Annotated in this window: 13 protein-coding genes; 12 read left to right on the top strand and 1 reads right to left on the bottom strand. The window is 45.8% G+C overall.

The genetic code is table 11. From position 1 onward, the window contains the following. Nucleotides 1–29: 29 nt before the first annotated feature. The 7 genes from pepP (at nt 30) to AC27KT_RS15035 (ending at nt 9,032) form a co-directional block, all read left to right on the top strand. Complete coding sequence (gene pepP / locus AC27KT_RS15065; protein ID WP_487131290.1) at nt 30–1,349, top strand: Xaa-Pro aminopeptidase; 1,320 nt, start codon at nt 30–32, stop codon at nt 1,347–1,349. A gap of 172 nt (nt 1,350–1,521) precedes the next feature. Further along, nucleotides 1,522–2,940 carry an FAD-dependent monooxygenase gene (locus AC27KT_RS15060; RefSeq protein ID WP_487131288.1) on the top strand — a complete coding sequence of 473 codons (1,419 nt, stop codon included), beginning with the start codon at nt 1,522–1,524 and terminating at the stop codon, nt 2,938–2,940. Continuing rightward, nucleotides 2,927–4,099: an FAD-dependent monooxygenase gene (locus AC27KT_RS15055; RefSeq protein WP_487131286.1), complete on the top strand. Its 1,173-nt coding sequence runs from the start codon at nt 2,927–2,929 to the stop codon at nt 4,097–4,099. Before AC27KT_RS15060 ends, AC27KT_RS15055 begins: the two co-directional genes overlap by 14 nt. Nucleotides 4,100–4,339: 240 nt before the next feature. After that, nucleotides 4,340–5,884: a M28 family metallopeptidase gene (locus AC27KT_RS15050; RefSeq protein ID WP_487131551.1), complete on the top strand. Its 1,545-nt coding sequence runs from the start codon at nt 4,340–4,342 to the stop codon at nt 5,882–5,884. A 47-nt stretch (nt 5,885–5,931) separates the two neighbouring features. Continuing rightward, the gene (locus AC27KT_RS15045) at nt 5,932–6,807 is read left to right on the top strand and encodes an EamA family transporter (protein ID WP_487131284.1); all 876 of its coding nucleotides are present in this window, start codon (nt 5,932–5,934) and stop codon (nt 6,805–6,807) included. A gap of 176 nt (nt 6,808–6,983) precedes the next feature. Further along, nucleotides 6,984–7,934 carry an MBL fold metallo-hydrolase gene (locus tag AC27KT_RS15040; RefSeq protein WP_487131549.1) on the top strand — a complete coding sequence of 317 codons (951 nt, stop codon included), beginning with the start codon at nt 6,984–6,986 and terminating at the stop codon, nt 7,932–7,934. Between the two features lie 165 nt (nt 7,935–8,099). After that, entirely contained in the window at nt 8,100–9,032 is a 933-nt protein-coding gene (locus AC27KT_RS15035; protein ID WP_487131282.1) for a DHH family phosphoesterase, read from the top strand. A 50-nt stretch (nt 9,033–9,082) separates the two neighbouring features. On the opposite strand, the gene AC27KT_RS15030 is transcribed toward AC27KT_RS15035, so the two are convergent. Continuing rightward, nucleotides 9,083–9,931 carry a LysR family transcriptional regulator gene (locus tag AC27KT_RS15030; RefSeq protein WP_131136860.1) on the bottom strand — a complete coding sequence of 283 codons (849 nt, stop codon included), beginning with the start codon at nt 9,929–9,931 and terminating at the stop codon, nt 9,083–9,085. Between the two features lie 428 nt (nt 9,932–10,359). Between AC27KT_RS15030 and AC27KT_RS15025 the strand changes: the two genes are divergently transcribed. The 5 genes from AC27KT_RS15025 (at nt 10,360) to gcvP (ending at nt 17,460) form a co-directional block, all read left to right on the top strand. Then, nucleotides 10,360–11,274, top strand: a complete 915-nt coding sequence (locus tag AC27KT_RS15025) for a glucosamine kinase nucleotide-binding domain-containing protein (RefSeq protein WP_487131279.1) — start codon at nt 10,360–10,362, stop codon at nt 11,272–11,274. A gap of 131 nt (nt 11,275–11,405) precedes the next feature. After that, complete coding sequence (nagA, locus tag AC27KT_RS15020; protein ID WP_487131277.1) at nt 11,406–12,545, top strand: N-acetylglucosamine-6-phosphate deacetylase; 1,140 nt, start codon at nt 11,406–11,408, stop codon at nt 12,543–12,545. Nucleotides 12,546–12,908: 363 nt separating this feature from the next. Then, entirely contained in the window at nt 12,909–13,988 is a 1,080-nt protein-coding gene (gcvT, locus tag AC27KT_RS15015; protein ID WP_487131275.1) for a glycine cleavage system aminomethyltransferase GcvT, read from the top strand. 51 nt (nt 13,989–14,039) lie between these two features. Further along, complete coding sequence (gene gcvH, locus AC27KT_RS15010) at nt 14,040–14,429, top strand: glycine cleavage system protein GcvH (RefSeq protein ID WP_014950360.1); 390 nt, start codon at nt 14,040–14,042, stop codon at nt 14,427–14,429. A gap of 121 nt (nt 14,430–14,550) precedes the next feature. Then, a complete protein-coding gene (gene gcvP / locus AC27KT_RS15005) occupies nt 14,551–17,460 on the top strand; it encodes an aminomethyl-transferring glycine dehydrogenase (RefSeq protein ID WP_487131547.1) in 2,910 nt (969 codons plus the stop codon). The last annotated feature ends 108 nt before the right edge of the window (nt 17,461–17,568 follow it).

Below are 17,568 nucleotides of genomic sequence, written 5' to 3'. Positions count from 1 at the left end.
AACGAGAATTTTTTAGGGTTTTCTTTTTTATGATTAGTGCGCAAGAGTTTATCGCTAGGCAAGACCGACTACTTGCTCAGTGCAAGCCAAACAGTGTGTGTATTGTGCCTGCAGCAGGTATGGTAACCCGAAGTCGCGATACTGAATATGTGTTCAGGCAAGATAGCGACTTTTGGTATCTGACAGGTTTCGAAGAGCCTAATGCTTGGTTGATATTGTCTAATAACCCTCGTTACGGTGAAAGTTATCGTGCAATGGTGGTACAAGAGAAAGACAAGAGTGCAGAAATTTGGCACGGTAAACGCCTGGGCGCTGAAGCAGCACTTGCTCGGTTTAGCCTAGATGAAGCGTTTGAGTTGCAAGAACTTGAAGAAGCGTTATTAGCGTCAATTCAAGGTCAAGACAACGTGTACTTCTCGTTGGGTCACAAGAAAGACTATGACCTGGTATTTTCCGAAGCGCTAAATACCTTACGCGATGCGCCTAAAGAATCACTGGCGCCAAGGGCGATTCACGACTTACAGCCTATTTTACATGAAATGCGTTTATTCAAGTCAGCATGTGAAGTGGCCATGATGAAAGCGGCGGGTGAGATAAGCGCCCGTGCGCACAAGCGAGCTATGCAGTTCGCTGCGCCTGGTTGTTACGAATATCAGCTAGAAGCTGAAATTCACCATGAATTTGCCATGGCGGGGGCCCGATCACCTGCTTATAGTACCATTGTTGGAAGCGGCGATAATGCATGTATTTTGCACTACACGCAAAATAACGCGCAGGTAAATGACGGTGACTTGATCTTGATCGATGCAGGCGCAGAATATCAAGGTTATGCTGCGGATATCACGCGAACGTTTCCTGCAAATGGAAAGTTCACCCATGCTCAGCGAGAAATTTATTCCGTTGTATTAAATGCGCAAAAAAGCGTGTTAGATATGCTAGCGCCCGGGGTTACCCTTTCTGAAGCCATGTTGCATAGCGTTGAAATTATTACTCAAGGTTTAGTTGACCTTGGCGTACTTGAAGGTAGTGTGGCAGAAAACCTTGAAAATGAAACGTGGCGACAGTTTTACATGCATGGTTTGGGGCACTATTTAGGGCTAGATGTGCATGATGTAGGCAACTACAAAATTGACGGTGAAGACCGGCCGTTAAAGCCGGGCATGGTGATCACTGTTGAGCCCGGCATTTACATTAGCCAAGACAGCAACGTGCCGGAAAAATACAAAGGCGTTGGAGTACGCATTGAAGACGATGTGGTCATTACCGCAACAGGTGTAGACATTCTTACTGCTGGTGTGCCAAAAGACATTGATGCAATTGAAGCACTTATGGCTGAAGGAAAAGCGTAAGTGCAAAAGCTCATCAACGTTTTCAAAAGAAATGATAAAAGCGACACAAACGGTTCTTGTATTAAAGGCCCGCACAAAAATTAGCCTTTAATACGAAGAAAAACATCCCAGATTTTACGCAATAAAATTAGATTTAAAGACATAGCCTCTGGGCTACAGGAAAACAAAAACAGTGGAATCGGCAGCAGCGGTTGATGTAGTAATTATTGGTGGTGGTATTGTCGGTACGGTATTAGCCAAAGCACTTGCAGAGAAAGTATCTCCGGCAAATGGCCTCGGCTTATCAGTCGCGCTTATTGATGCGGCTGACCCCGAGGAAACCACCAAAAATTTAGATGACTTTAATCCTTTCACCGATACTCGTGTGATTGCCTTAGCAAAACGGACAGTGGACGAACTGTCGCACATGGGGCTAAACCTTGACGATGTAGCCAAGCAGCATAACGGTGAATTGCCTCCTCAAATTAAGCACATTGAGGTAAGCGACAAAGGACATTTAGGTTTCTTGAACCTTGAAAGTGGCGACTATCATATTGACGCCTTCGGTCAGGTCGTAAGCTTAAGCGCGCTAACTCGATTGGCGGCAAGTGCGGGTTCAAACTATCAGCACATTGCACCAGCCAAAGTTACAAACGTAAAGCAGCAGCGCGATTTTGTTGAGGTAATGTTAGATAGTGGGCAATCGCTCACCACGAAATTGCTGGTGCTTGCTGATGGCGGTCGTTCTGGGTTAGCTGAGCGGGTTGGTATTTCTAAAACAGTTAGCGACTATCATCAAACAGCCATTGTTTTTAACGTGCACACCCAGCTCCCCCATGAAAACAAAGCGTATGAACGTTTCACTGAAAACGGGCCACTGGCATTCCTTCCTTTTGATAGCGAAGTCGATGGTATTAAAGCTACTGGAAACGGCTTTTCTGTTGTATGGACAGTAGATACCGACGCCGCAAAGACCTTAATGGCGTTAAGCCAAAGTGCATTCATCCAAGCTTTACAGGAAGCGTTTGGCTATCGACAAGGCAAAGTACTTAGAGTTAGTGATTTAGCAAGTTACCCCTTAGCGCTTACCAAAGCGCAGCAGGTTGCCAGTCATCGTACCGTAGTTGTGGGTAATGCAGCGCAAGCGCTACATCCCATTGCCGGGCAAGGCTTCAATTTAGGCTTACGTGACCTAACGGCTTTAGTGTCTGTACTGCAAGCGTCAGCGGAAAAATACGCAAAGCAGTCAGAAGTGGGGAATTCGGAAAATGCTTTGCCAAATAAAGGGTTAACGTCATCGTCAAATTATGCTCAGGGTGACTCCAACAATGAGCAAAGCGATACAATCGCATCAGCTAATTTCGATGCTGGCGCTTTTAGCATTACTCAGAGTTACGCCAAATCACGTCAAAAAGATAGAGACAATACGATTGCTCTTACTGACACTCTAGTTCGTACTTTTTCAAATCAGTATTTTCCAACGGTCATTGGGCGCAATGTGTCACTATTGGCATTAAGCATGATGCCCCAGGCGAAAAAAGAGTTTGTTAAACACACGACGGGCTATGGCGAAACACCACTTAGAAAAAGAGATAACAATGCAGCATGTTGATATAGCAATAGTGGGCGGCGGAATTGTAGGGCTAACCCTTGTAGCGGCGCTCAGACATAGTGAATTGAGCATAGCAATAGTCGATAAAGCGGCGTGTTATCAGGCTCTGGGCGAGAAGCCTACGGCAAGAGTGAGTGCCATAAACCAGGCTAATATTAAAGCGCTGCAACAGTTTGATGTGTGGCCGCATTTACAGCAAGATCGCGCCAACCCTTACACCGACATGCATGTGTGGGACAAAGACAGTTTTGGCGATATTCACTTTTCATGCGATGAAATGGGCAGTGATGCGCTTGGCGTGATTGTTGAGAATCAGGCTTTAATTAATGCACTGTCTAAATCAGTGGAAGCGCAGTCTAATGTGGAGTTGATCACAGCGGGTATTGATAGAGTGCTCGCTGGCCCAAATCAAACCATGCTGATGCTTGATAATGATGACGTGTTAAGCTGCAGGTTGTTAGTAGGCGCCGATGGCGCAAACTCGTTTGTGAGAAAGCAGGCTGGCTTGCCTATTACTTTTAAAGACTACGAGCATACGGCGATTGTCGCTAATATCAAAACGGTAGAGCCGCATAATAATGTGGCGAGACAAGCGTTCACACCAACAGGACCGCTCGCGCTACTGCCTATGTCTGAGCCAAATGTATGTTCCATTGTATGGTCGCAAACGCCAGAGCAAGCAAACTCATTAATGGCATTGGATGACGCTGCGTTCTGCAATGCGTTAACTGCGGCTAGTAATAGCGTTCTTGGCACTATTTCGCTTGAAACTAAGCGCGCTGCTTTCCCGCTGACCATGCGCTATGCGCGCCAGTGGGCAAAAGACGGTGTGGTGCTGGTGGGAGATGCAGCACACACCATTCACCCGCTTGCAGGGCAAGGCGCTAACTTGGGAATGCAAGATGCGCTCGCACTGGCGGAAACCCTAAGCGACTTAAAGGCGTCGGGTAAAGACATTGGTTTGTACAAGCACTTACGCAGCTACGAGCGAAGCCGTAAAACAGAGGCCACGAAAATGATTGCGGCAATGGACGGCTTCAAGTTTTTGTTCGACGGCGACGACCCCCTCAAAAAGTTGGTCAGAGGAATTGGTCTTTCAGCCACAGACAAACTCAGTACCATTAAAAACGCCTTCGTCAGCCACGCCATGGGCCTATAAACCCCATTCTTGTGGTTTCGGCGTTGAGATAGTCGGCGGTACAGGATACTCTTCGGTATCCTTTTTTACTTGTACCAATGGCTTATGCTTACTTATCTTTGCAAACCTTATCGCGCCTTTTCCTTTGTCTGCGCTGCTTCTGTACTAACTTCTACTTTAATGACTGGTTCGGTGAATGCCGAAGTACCTGCTTCTAATTTAGCCTCGGTTGAATCGTCGGCGACAACAAAAAGCAAAAAGATGACGCTGAGTAATGCCTCTATCGATTTGGACGTTTATCGTCAGCACGTTAAAACGCTGGCAAGCGATGAGTTTGAAGGGCGAGGGCCATTGTCGAAAGGGGAAGAAAAAACAGTCGATTACTTGGTAACCCAAAACAAGAAGCTAGGACTTAAGCCAGCCTTTGGCGATAGCTACACCCAAGCTGTGCCTTTAGCCAAAATAACGCCGAAGAACATTTCATCGTTAACTATAGGCGGGCTTCATTTCAGCGCAGGTAGCGAGTTTACCGCCCGAACTCAGCGCATTGTTAATGACTACTCACTTACAAATAGTGACGTAGTTTTTGTGGGTTATGGCATTAGTGCTCCAGAGTACAATTGGAACGATTACGCCGGCCTTGATGTAAAAGGAAAAACCGTTGTAATGCTGGTAAACGACCCGGGTTTTGCATCTAAAGATCCAGATCTTTTTCAAGGCAACGCAATGACCTATTATGGTCGTTGGACATATAAGTACGAAGAAGCTGCCAGGCAGGGGGCAGAAGCGGTTTTCATTATTCATGAAACCATGCCTGCGGGTTACGGGTGGGGCGTAGTCGAAAACTCAAATTCCAATACTAAATTCAGTTTAGTCGACGACAACAACAATGCTTCACAAGTCGGTGTAATGGGTTGGCTTCATTTAAATGCCGCCAGACAGCTATTTGACAAAGTGGGTTTGGACTATGGCGAGCTTAAAAACAAAGCTTCAAAGCCAGGATTTATGCCCATCGCGCTAAACACAAAAGCATCATTGGGCTTCACTAATACTATTGAGCGTGCCGAGTCGCAAAATGTTGCGGGTATTTTAGAAGGAACAGATAAGCCAGAAGAATGGGTAATGCTTCACGCTCACTGGGATCACCTAGGCAAAGTTGAGAAGAACAGCCAAACCACTATTTACAATGGTGCGGTAGACAACGCGTCAGGCGTAGCAGGTGTGCTTACATTGGCAGATGCGCTTTCAAAACGCGAAGAGGGCTTTGCGCGTACACTAATGTTTAGTGCGTTTACCGCTGAGGAAACAGGGCTACTCGGTGCCGATTATTTTGCAAATAACCCGCCGGTACCAACATCGAACATGGTGGCTTTTTTAAATATCGACGGCATGAATGTAAACGATAATGTTGATTACATTTTGCAGTACGGTGAAGGTTATCTATCTATTGAAGATGATTTAGCAACAGCTGCCGCGCTACAAGGGCGAAACGTCAAGATGGATCCGCGACCTCAAAATGGATTGTTTTTCCGCTCAGATCACTTCGCGCTTGCTAAGCAGGGCGTGCCTTCAATTTTGTTCATGAGCTTAGGCGATACCGACCCTAGCTTCATCGCCAAACGCTACCATAAAGCAGATGATGACTATCTTCCAAGCTGGACATTGGGTGGTGTGCAACAAGATCTCTCACTTATCGGCTCTATGCTGAATTACTATGCCCAAGGCGATGTGTGGCCATACTGGAAACGTGACTCTGATTTTAAAGACAAACGCACACAGGCAATGGAAGCGAAAGAGGCAAAGTAATTCACGCTTAACTGTAGGTAGCGATATAACAAGGTGAAGCGACGCTAATGAGTTGGATTTTATTTACGTTGGGCGCGGTTGTTATGCAAACCGTGCGCAATGCACTGCAAAGCAAGCTGAGCGGTGCAGTTAACACCTCTGGGGTGACGCTCTCTCGCTTTATCTTGGCTCCGCCAATAGCCCTCGTCTATTTACTCATTCTCTACAGCAGTAGCGCCAGTCAAGTGCCTGAGTTCTCAGGCTCTTTTATTGCAGTGATACTGTGTGCTTCGCTACTTCAAATAGCGGCCACTTCTTTAATGGTGATTTTGTTCAAGCAGAAGAATTTTGCCATTGGCGCAGGCCTTGCGAAAAGTGAGGCCTTGGTGGCCGGCGTTGTAGGCATGCTCTTTTTCGGAAGTTATTTAACGCCCCTTGGGTGGGCGGGCATAGTAATAGGCGCAATAGCAGTATTTGTATTAAGCAGCGGCAATCGGCTCCATGGCATTAGTGTGAAAACCATGGTTATAGGACTTGCTTGCGGTACCTGTTTTGCGCTTACATCACTGTTGGTGCGCGAGGCTAGCCATATGCTCAACATTCAGCATACAGTAGCCGCAGCTTGGGTTTTACTATGGGTGCTATGTGTACAAACAATAAGTTTAAGTGGCTATATTGCGCTAACTAAGCCCTTTGTGTTTAAGCAACTAGTAAACGCTAAAAAGCAGGTGCTAGCGATAAGCACGGTTAGTTGCTTGGGCTCTATATGCTGGTTCACTGCCATGGCGCTACAGCATGTGGCGCTAGTGAAAACGCTGGGGCAACTAGAGGTTTTGCTTACTTTAGTGCTTTCACATTACTGGCTAAAAAACGCAGTTACAAAACGCGAAATTATTGGGCTACTCCTAATCGGCGCTGCCGCAATCATGGTGATGTGGGCCTGATGTTTTGTAGTTTATCTTTTTTTGTTTTTTGCTCAGCTTTCAAAAGCTAGGAAACAAATATTATTAATGGGTAAAAAGAAATTTTGAAATATATATTTGGCTTTTTGATTTTCTCAGCGCTAAGCGCTTGCAGCACTGTTTCAGTAAAAGACAATGAAACGGAATACAACACTGCTATTGAAAGAAGCAAAAGCAGCGCAGAGCCTGCATTTCAACTTGTTACATTAGGCGATACTGGCGGTATCAAAGACGGCAACTTGAGCGCATTTTTACTGCGAAGTTTAGAAGAGGAACGCTATGTTGCCCTAGACGCAGGAAGCATAGTTAATGGTATTGATGTTGCGTTGAAAGAAGGGGCTTTTGACACTTTAAAAAGCAAGCCCGACGATAACCTGCGAGCTAATGGCAATGTACTGCATAATCACGTTGCTGCATACTTGATTAGCCATGGTCATCTGGATCATGTAGCAGGGTTACTCGTTGCTTCACCAGATGATAACAATAAACCCATCTATGCCTTAAAGTCTGTAAACGACACCATGGGGGCGACTTACTTCAATTGGCAGGCATGGGCAAACTTTACGAATCGAGGTTTAGAGCCAAAGCTCAACAAATACGATGTTATCGACCTGGTACCGCAACATACCACTAGCATTGTAGGCACTAATTTAACGGTAACGCCTTTTAGTTTAAGCCACCCCTTAGAATCGACCGCTTTCGTTATTGAAAGTGACAACGATATGTTTGTTTATTTCGGTGATACTGGTCCGGACGATGTCGAAAAAGAAGGAAAGTTGGGCGTAATCTGGCGCTACCTCGCACAGCAAATGCGAAGCAAAACGCTAAGAGGTATGGTTATTGAAGTGTCTTTTGATAACAGTCGCCCTGACAATTTGTTGTTCGGACACCTTACGCCTAAATGGTTAATGCAAGAACTCACTCGCTTTCACGAACTAGTTGAAGATAAAAGCCAGGTTCCAGGCATCAATATCGTGATAAGCCATATTAAATACAGCTTAAAAGCGGGAGAGAGCCCACGCTCTGTCATATCAAAAGAGTTAAAACAGGCTAACAAGTTAGGCTTTAACTTTATAATTGCCACACAAGGTCAGTCGCTTATTTTCTAATTACCTTTAGTAAAATTGAAGAAAGTAAAAAGCTGAGTAATCAAGTCGATAGTTATACTTTTGTCGCGTTTTACGACTTTGTAATTAAAATTTGTATAGGTAATCTCTCAAAAATTTTGCTAGCTGTTACACTTATTTCAGACTTGTTATCAAAGGAAATAAGTGATGTCAGAGCGAAAATTTAGATTAGTTACACGAAGTGATTTTGACGGCTTGGTATGTGCGGTCTTGCTTAAAGATTTAGACATGATAGACGACATTTTGTTTGTCCACCCTAAAGACATGCAAGACGGTAAAATTGATATTACCGAGAATGACATCACTACCAACCTGCCTTATGTCGCAGGGTGTCACATTGCCTTCGACCATCATCTTAGTGAGACTGTGCGTAATTCAAGCGACATTGATAACCACATTATCGACCCCAAAGCGCCCTCTGCTGCGCGCGTCGTATACGACTATTACGGTGGTGCCGATAAGTTTCCCAATATCTCAGTAGATATGATGGAAGCAGTAGATAAAGGCGACTCTGCGCAGTTTAGCGAAGAAGAGATCTTAGAACCTACAGATTGGGTGCTTATGAATTTCATCATGGATGCACGAACTGGGCTTGGCCGTTTCAGAGATTTTAAAATCTCTAACTACCAGCTTATGATGAAGCTAATAGATGCGTGCAAAGATCACAGCATAGAAGAAATACTTCAAATGGAAGACGTGGCCGAACGCGTAGATCTATATCATGAGCACAACGAAATGGCTAAGGCACAAATAGCGAAGTGCTCTACCGTACACGACAACCTTGTGGTACTCGATTTAACTGAAGAAGAGACTATTTACGCTACTAACCGTTTCGTTATTTACGCAATGTACCCAGACTGTAATATTTCTATTCACAAAATGTGGGGGCTTAAAAAGCAGAACGTGGTATTTGCTATTGGTAAATCCATTACTAATCGTAGCTCTAACACCAATGTGGGAGAGTTGTGCTTGAAGTATGGCGGCGGTGGTCACATGAACGCAGGTACCTGCCAGGTTGAAACCAGCAAAGCCGAAACTGTACTCGGCGAGCTTATCGAAACCATCACAAACGATGGCTGAAGCTAACTAAAAGCGAATGGTGGGGCAGAAAAAGTACTCTGACCCCTTTTTTACTGGGTTAGGCGCACTTTGAAGAATTCGGCGAGGGTTTTGCTGATAACTGGATGCTGGGTGTCTTGGTTAAATAGGCAAATGTTTACTTTACCTAGCTTGGGCAGGTGCGGGTGATTTAGCACGGCTAAATTGGCAGGTAGGCTCGATTTTGCTAGTGCTGTTACACCAAGCCCTTGCTGAATGGCAGCAACCAAACCGCCCAAATCAGCGTTGGTGTAGCTAATTTTCCAAGCGAAGGTTTGCTGTTTTAGTTGTTCAATTACTCGGCTTCTGTACATGCAGCCATCTGGCGCTAGCACTAGCGGAATGTTGTTCCCCACTAATGGGTGAGCGGTATCACCTACCCATACCACATCGTCTTCTATTACCACTTCACCCTCGGTTTGCTCGCCTGGGTTTACGAGTGCCAGAATTAAATCGAAGTGATCTCGTTGAGACGGGTGAAGCAGATCGCGACTTAGCGCCGACGTTACTTCTAACGATACATCTGGGTAACGCTTCGAAAACTCACCAATTAAGCCCGGCAGTAGGGTAGAGGCAAATTCGTTGGGAATGCCCAGGCGTAATCTGCCGCTAAGTGGTGCAGGAGTGAGGCTTCTAAAAATGTTGTCGTTAAGTTCTAACAGCTCTTTCGCTTTTGGGTACAACCAGTTTCCATCGGCGCTAGGTACATGGCGTTGGCCTACTTTGGTGAACAGCTTTCGGTCTAACTGCGATTCAAGCTTTTTGATTTGCAAACTAATAGCAGGCTGAGAACGACCTAAAAAGTCGCCCGCCTTTGCATAGCCACCAAGCTCAATAACGCTAACAAAGGTGCGTAAAGTATCTAAAGAAAGCTGCTTCATATTTATCAGGTTTATTAATGTCAGTGCCGTTTGTTATTGTATTTGCAAATGTATGGCACTGAAAGCCCATATTATCAACTTAGATACGATTTACGTTGCTAGTTGTATAAAACCAACTATGAATACGCCCTTTTAAGTACCGCAAGATAACGTAGGGTAAGCGTAGTCACGTTTATAAATTCACGAACTCAAGCTATTAAACGTAGCAAACTAGGTTAAGCTAACCACAATTGTGATAGGCTTTAGCAAGTAAATATCGATAATATAATTAACCAATAGCAGCAAACAGTTACGCTTCAGCGGCGTTTTTAAAAAATTTAAATCAGCGTGTCGATTTAAGAAGCGTTGCGCATTTAAAGTGAGTTACCCGCGCATAACGATGTGCTGGCTAAGTATGTAATGAGTGATGTTAACTACGAGAAAACGTAATGAATTCTGACTTGTATTTTATCGGCATAGATGGCGGCGGTACTAAGTGCAAAGTCATACTACAAGATAAGAACGGCACGCAGCTTGGTGAGGGCATTAGCGGCCCAGCTAATATAATGCGAGACGCAGAACTTGCTAAAACCTCTATATCGGATGGGGTAGCTAAGGCTATAGAATCTGCTAATACCTTATTGGCTTCACAGAATAGCGAAACCCCAGTAACACCTATCACAGTATCACAGTGTGTAGTATCAGGCGGGCTGGCTGGCGCTAATATCAGCACCGCAAAAGCTCACTTTGAAACCTGGGCGCATCCCTTTCATTCGCTTCATATACTAAGTGATTTACATGCAGCCTGCGTAGGTGCTCATAATGGAAAGCCGGGAGCGGTAATTATTGTTGGTACGGGGTCTGCAGGGGCAGTATATGCTAATAGCAAATTTACAGACTTAGGTGGGCACGGCTTTCCAATAGGCGATTTTGCAAGTGGCGCTTGGCTAGGCTTGCAAGCTATTCAGCACACCTTACTGTGTTTAGACAACATTCGAAGCCCTGATGACCTTGCCAAAAAGGTATGTGCAGAGCTTGGTACCTCGAATGCCAATGAGATTGTGGCAAAATGTGCTGGGTTTAGTACTCATCATTACGCGAATTTAGTGCCGTGTATGTTGCCACTTTTAAGTGAGGGTGATCCCCAAGTTGTTCGCATTTTTAACGAAGGTGGCGAATATTTAGAGAGTATGGCGCAGCGACTTCTAGGTGATAACACGTATAATCTTGCTTTAATTGGTGGGTTAAGCAATGTGTATGTACCTTACTTTTCTGAGAAAATCCGTACGCGCCTACAAGCATGTGAATTATCGCCAGAGCAGGGCGCTATCAAGTACGCTAAAGCAATATACGATGGCCATTAACGGCAAGTAAGCCATAAGATCACGCGGCAAATTTCGATGCAAGTAATGAGACAAGCGACGAAAAAATCAACGTTATAAGCAGCAAACAAAACACTGCTACAACCGCACGTAATTAGGAAAATGAAAGCGCAATGATGAAGATAGTTTTAGCCGAAAACGTTTTGATAAAAGGTAACTGGGAAAAAGACCAAGTACTCACGATCAAAGAGGGCGTAATTACTCACATCGAAGCACTTTCTGATCCACAAAAGCAGCGTGAAGAAATTTCTGAGCGCGTGTCTAACAGGCTTATTCCTGGCTATATAGATACACAAGTGAACGGCGGCGGGGGCGTAATGTTTAATCACGCACCAACGTTTAAAAGTATAGAAATAATGGCCAAAGCCCATCGAAAGTTTGGCACCACCACATTATTCCCCACGCTTATTACCGATAACATAGCAACTATCGAAAGCGCCGCCAATGCGGTGAGTGAAGCAATAGAAAGCGGCCACCCAAGTGTTGAAGGAATTCATTTTGAAGGGCCACACTTAAGCGTTGAGAAAAAAGGTGTACACCTCTCAAAATACATTCGCCCGCTTACCGACAGGGAACTTGCCACTTATACCCGAAAAGATCTTGGTAAGGTAATGATTACCGTAGCGCCTGAGAATACCTCGTGTGATGTTATTCGAGACTTAGTAAACCAAGGCGTTATTGTAGCGCTAGGGCACTCTAATGCACCTTTTGATATTGTGCAGCGTGCGATTGAAGCGGGAGCTTCTGGATTTACACATTTATACAACGCCATGTCGCCGTTTACCTCTCGTGAACCTGGCATGGTTGGCGCTGCGCTTTTAAGCAATAACGCCTGCGGCATCATTGTTGATCATCAGCATTTGCACCCTAAAGCGGTTGAGCTTGCCTTCAAAGCCAAAGGGCCATCGCAATTAATGCTGGTTACCGATGCCATGGCCCATGTAGGTGCCGACGAAGACGTTATAGACTTTTTCGATACCCATATTACTCGTGTTGGATACAAACTTACTACACCTGATGGCACCCTTGCCGGAAGTTGCTTAGACATGCATGGCGCGGTTATTAACTGCGTTAACGACATCGGAATTTCGCTAGAAGATGCGAGCTATATGGCAAGCGCGACACCCTCTACGTTTATGGGCATTAACGAAAAACTAGGCTGCATTGCAGTAGGGCAGCGGGCGAACTTTGTAGAGCTAAGCGAAGACAACGCACTTGCAAACGTTTGGCAAAATGGTGAGGTGTGCATTTAGTACACTTGCTATCGAACAACATCCAGCAGGCTACTAATCAGTATTTAAATATCCCTTACAACGCCCTCAGCAACTGTGCAGAAAGTATTCGGCAACGTTTCAAAAAAGCTGGGTACTAAATTGCAATTCTCCCTTCTAAATACCATCTGATATTAAGTTTTTTCAGGTTCGATAGTCGTGGCTGCAATCTTTAAGCTATCTTAAAGCGCGGTAAACGCTTACATATTTGCTTTTCTCATGTTTTCCAAAGAATACATTTGCTTTTTAAATGTATTGATAAAAATTTTCAATTTGTTGCATAAACGTTAGCTCACTATACTCAATTTCGTTTTCTACCTTTCAAATTAAAAAAGAGTAAGTGGAATGTCTAGAACCACCGCCCTACACGCAAAGCACCTAGAAGCCGGTGCGAAAATGGTCGATTTCTTCGGCTGGGATATGCCAATTAACTATGGTTCACAAATTGAAGAGCATCACGCTGTGCGTCAAGACGCCGGTATGTTTGATGTGTCTCACATGACCATTGTCGACGTAAAAGGCGCGCAAGCCAAAGCGTATCTCCAGTACCTTTTAGCCAACGACGTGGCAAAACTAAAAGACAAAGGCAAAGCGCTATACAGCGGCATGCTTAACGAAGAAGGCGGTGTTGTAGACGACCTTATCGTTTATCACTTCGACGAGACTAACTATCGCCTAGTAGTTAACTCAGCAACGCGCGAAAAAGACATGAACTGGTTAATGAGCAAAGCAGAAGGCTTTGACGTAACCATCACCGAGCGCCCTGAATTTGCCATGATTGCCGTACAAGGCCCTAACGCAAAAGAAAAAGCCGCTAACCTGTTCAGCGCAGCGCAAAAAGAAGCGGTAGCGGGCATGAAGCCATTCTTTGGTGTACAAGCAGAAGATTTATTCATCGCTACCACAGGTTACACCGGTGAAGCAGGCTATGAAATTATGGTGCCAGCTGAACAAGCGGAAAGCTTCTGGCAAGCACTACTAGACGCGGGCGTTAAGCCATGCGGCCTGGGTGCTCGCGACACACTTCGCCTAGAAGCAGGCATGAACCTGTACGGCCAAGATATGGACGAAACCGTATCGCCACTAGCCGCCAACATGGGCTGGACAATTACATGGGAACCAGCTGATCGTGATTTCGTAGGGCGTAAAGCACTAGAAGCGCAGCGCGAAGCGGGTACCGACAAGCTAGTAGGCTTGGTAATGACTGAAAAAGGCGTGCTGCGTCACGGTCTTAAAGTGAAAACAGAAAGCGGCGAAGGCGTTATCACTTCAGGTACGTTCTCTCCAACTCTAGGTCACTCAATTGCGATGGCACGAGTACCAAGTGATGTTGGTGAAACCGTAGAAGTGGAAATGCGCAAAAAGTGGGTTACAGTAAAAGTGGTTAAGCCCTCCTTTGTTCGCAATGGAAAAAGTGTTTTATAAGGCCAACAGCTATTAGGCCCCAAAAGTTAACAGAGAATAACAGGAACGATTATGAGCAACATCCCAACTGATTTACGCTATGCCGCTACGCACGAATGGGTTCGCCCTGAAGGTGACGGTGTTTTCACTGTAGGTATTTCTGAGCACGCACAAGGCTTACTTGGCGACATGGTTTTCGTTGATTTGCCAGATGTTGGCGACGCAGTAAGCACTGGCGACGACGTATGTGTTGCTGAATCGGTAAAAGCAGCGTCTGACGTTTACGCGCCAATTTCAGGTGAAATTGTAGCAATTAACGAAGACCTAGAAGATTCTCCAGAACTAGTTAACTCTGACCCGTACGGCGACGGTTGGCTATTCAAAATTAAAGCTGACGACGCGGCTGAAGTAGAAGGTCTACTAGACGCTGAAGGCTACGAAAACAGCATCGACGAAGAGTAATTCGTTACGCAGTTTTAAAAGAACCATAATTTGAAAAGGGGCATGAAGATAATTCAGCCCCTTTTTAACTTAAAGATTTAACGCGCCCTTGCGGCAACCATTACGAGTGCTTAACAACGTTATGTCGAATACTTCCCCTACATTGGCTCAACTAGAGCAAAAAGATACATTTATCCGCCGTCACATTGGCCCGGGTAAAGGCGAAATTGAAGAAATGCTGTCTGCTATTGGTGCAAGCTCACTAGACGATTTAATTGAGCAAACTGTACCGGCAGGTATTGCGCTACCAGAGCCACTAAAATGTGGTGAAGGGGCGACAGAAGTTGAAGCATTAAGTGAACTTAAAGCCGTTGCACAAAAGAACAAAATTAACCGTTCTTTCATTGGTATGGGTTACTACGATACACACGTACCAAACGTTATTCTTCGCAACGTGCTAGAAAATCCAGGTTGGTACACAGCGTACACGCCTTACCAGCCAGAAATTGCCCAGGGTCGTTTGGAAGCCATTCTTAACTTTCAACAAGTGACCATTGACCTAACTGGCCTAGAGCTAGCATCTGCGTCACTACTTGATGAAGGTACAGCGGCGGCTGAAGCCATGGGTCTTGCTAAGCGTGTATCTAAGAACAAAAAAGCGAATGCGTTCTTTATTGCTAACGACGTTCACCCGCAAACGGTTGACGTGGTTGAAACCCGCGCTGAAATGTTTGGTTTTGAAATCATCAAAGGTGCGGCAGAAGAAGCAGCGGAGCACGATATTTTTGGTGCGCTACTTCAATACCCAACCTCTACCGGTGAAGTTAAAGATATCAGCGACATCATTGCTGCGGTACAGGCGAAAAAAGGGATTGTGGCAGTAGCCGCTGACCTAATGAGCTTAGTAATGCTTAAGTCGCCTGGCGAACTAGGTGCAGACGTTGCACTTGGTAGTGCACAGCGCTTTGGTGTGCCTATGGGCTATGGTGGCCCGCACGCGGCATTCTTTGCTACACGCGACAGCTACAAGCGTTCACTACCTGGCCGTATTATTGGTGTAAGTAAAGACACCCGAGGTCGCCCAGCACTTCGCATGGCGCTACAAACCCGTGAACAGCACATTCGTCGCGAAAAAGCGAACTCGAACATTTGTACAGCGCAGGTGCTGTTAGCCAATATGGCGAGCTTCTACGCGGTATACCACGGTCCACAAGGCCTTAAAACCATTGCTGAGCGCATTCACCGTTTTGCTGACATTCTTGCTACTGGTTTAACACAAAAAGGTGCAGAAAAAGGCGTAGCCCTTAAGCACAGCACGTACTTCGACACGCTAACCGTAATGGTAGACAACAAAGAAGACGTACTAGCAAAAGCATATGCAAAAGGCATGAACCTACGTGCTGACTTAGAAGGCGCAGTAGGTGTTGCACTAGATGAAACCACAACTCGTGAAGACATTGTTGCGCTATTCGATGTTATTCTAGGTGACGATCACGGATTAACGGTTGAAGGCCTAGACGCTGAAGTTACCACGCAAGACGTGAAATCTATTCCTGAAGGTCTAGTACGTACCAGCGACTTCCTAACGCACGAAGTGTTTAACAAGTATCATTCTGAAACAGAGATGCTTCGCTACATCAAGAGCCTTGAAAATAAAGACTTAGCGCTTAACCACTCAATGATTTCATTGGGCTCGTGCACCATGAAGCTAAACGCAACGGCTGAAATGATCCCTGTAACATGGGCTGAATTCGGTCAGCTTCACCCGTTTGCACCACTAGACCAAGCAGCGGGCTATCAAGAAATGATTGCCGAGCTTAGCGAGTGGCTAATTAACGTAACGGGCTACGATGCGCTTTCAATGCAGCCTAACTCAGGTGCACAAGGTGAATACGCAGGCCTATTGGCTATTCAGCGTTACCACGAAAGCCGTGGCGAAGGTCACAGAAACGTGTGCTTAATTCCAAGCTCTGCCCACGGTACTAACCCTGCGTCTGCGCAAATGGTTAGCCTTAAAGTGGTAGTAGTAGCGTGCGATAGCAAAGGTAACGTAGATCTTAACGACCTTCGCAAAAAAGCGGAAGAAGTGGGCGACAACCTATCGTGCGCCATGATCACATACCCGTCTACCCACGGTGTATATGAAGAAACCGTACGCGAGATTTGTGACATTGTTCACGAGCACGGCGGTCAGGTTTACATGGACGGCGCGAACATGAACGCGCAGGTGGGCATTACGTCACCTGGCTTCATTGGTTCAGACGTATCGCACCTTAACCTACACAAAACCTTCTGTATTCCACACGGTGGTGGCGGCCCAGGTATGGGACCGATTGGTGTTAAATCGCACCTTGCACCATTCCTACCAAACCACACAGTGGTAGACGTAGCAACAGCAGGTAAAGACTGTGGTGCGGTTTCGGCAGCGCCATGGGGTAGTGCATCTATTCTGCCTATCAGCTACATGTACATCAAAATGATGGGTAGCGCTGGCCTTCGCCGTGCAACCGAAGTCGCTATTCTTAACGCTAACTATGTGGCTAAGAAGCTAGAAGGGCACTTCCCAGTGCTTTACAAAGGCAACAATGGCCGCGTAGCGCACGAGTGTATTATTGACCTTCGCCCGCTTAAAGAAGCAAGCGGTGTAACCGAGCTAGATATCGCGAAGCGCTTAAACGACTATGGTTTCCACGCGCCAACCATGAGCTTCCCAGTAGCGGGTACGCTTATGATTGAGCCAACCGAGTCGGAAGCGAAGTACGAACTAGACCGTTTCATTAATGCGATGGTTAGCATTCGCCAAGAAATTGCGAAAGTAGAAAGCGGCGAGTGGGATGCGACTGACAACCCGCTACACAATGCACCGCACACACTAGCTGACATCTGTGACAGCGACTGGAACCGTAGCTACGACCGTATGCTAGCGGCGTACCCAGCGCCAGAAGTGCACAGAAACAAGTTCTGGCCAACGGTTAACCGTATTGATGACGTGTATGGCGACCGCAACCTGATCTGTTCTTGCCCTAGCATTGAGAGTTATGTTGAGGAGTAGGGTGTTGGTTTAGCAGCGCTGCTGCTAGAGCAGAATTGATTTGAAAGGTGAACCTGTGGTTCGCCTTTTTTGTTTTCTAGTTTTAGTGTTTAGAAGTCCGCTTTAGAC

It is taken from the genome of Alteromonas sp. 5NW40-0090 (genome assembly GCF_057552975.1).
This window is presented reverse-complemented; position numbering and strand designations above follow the sequence as displayed.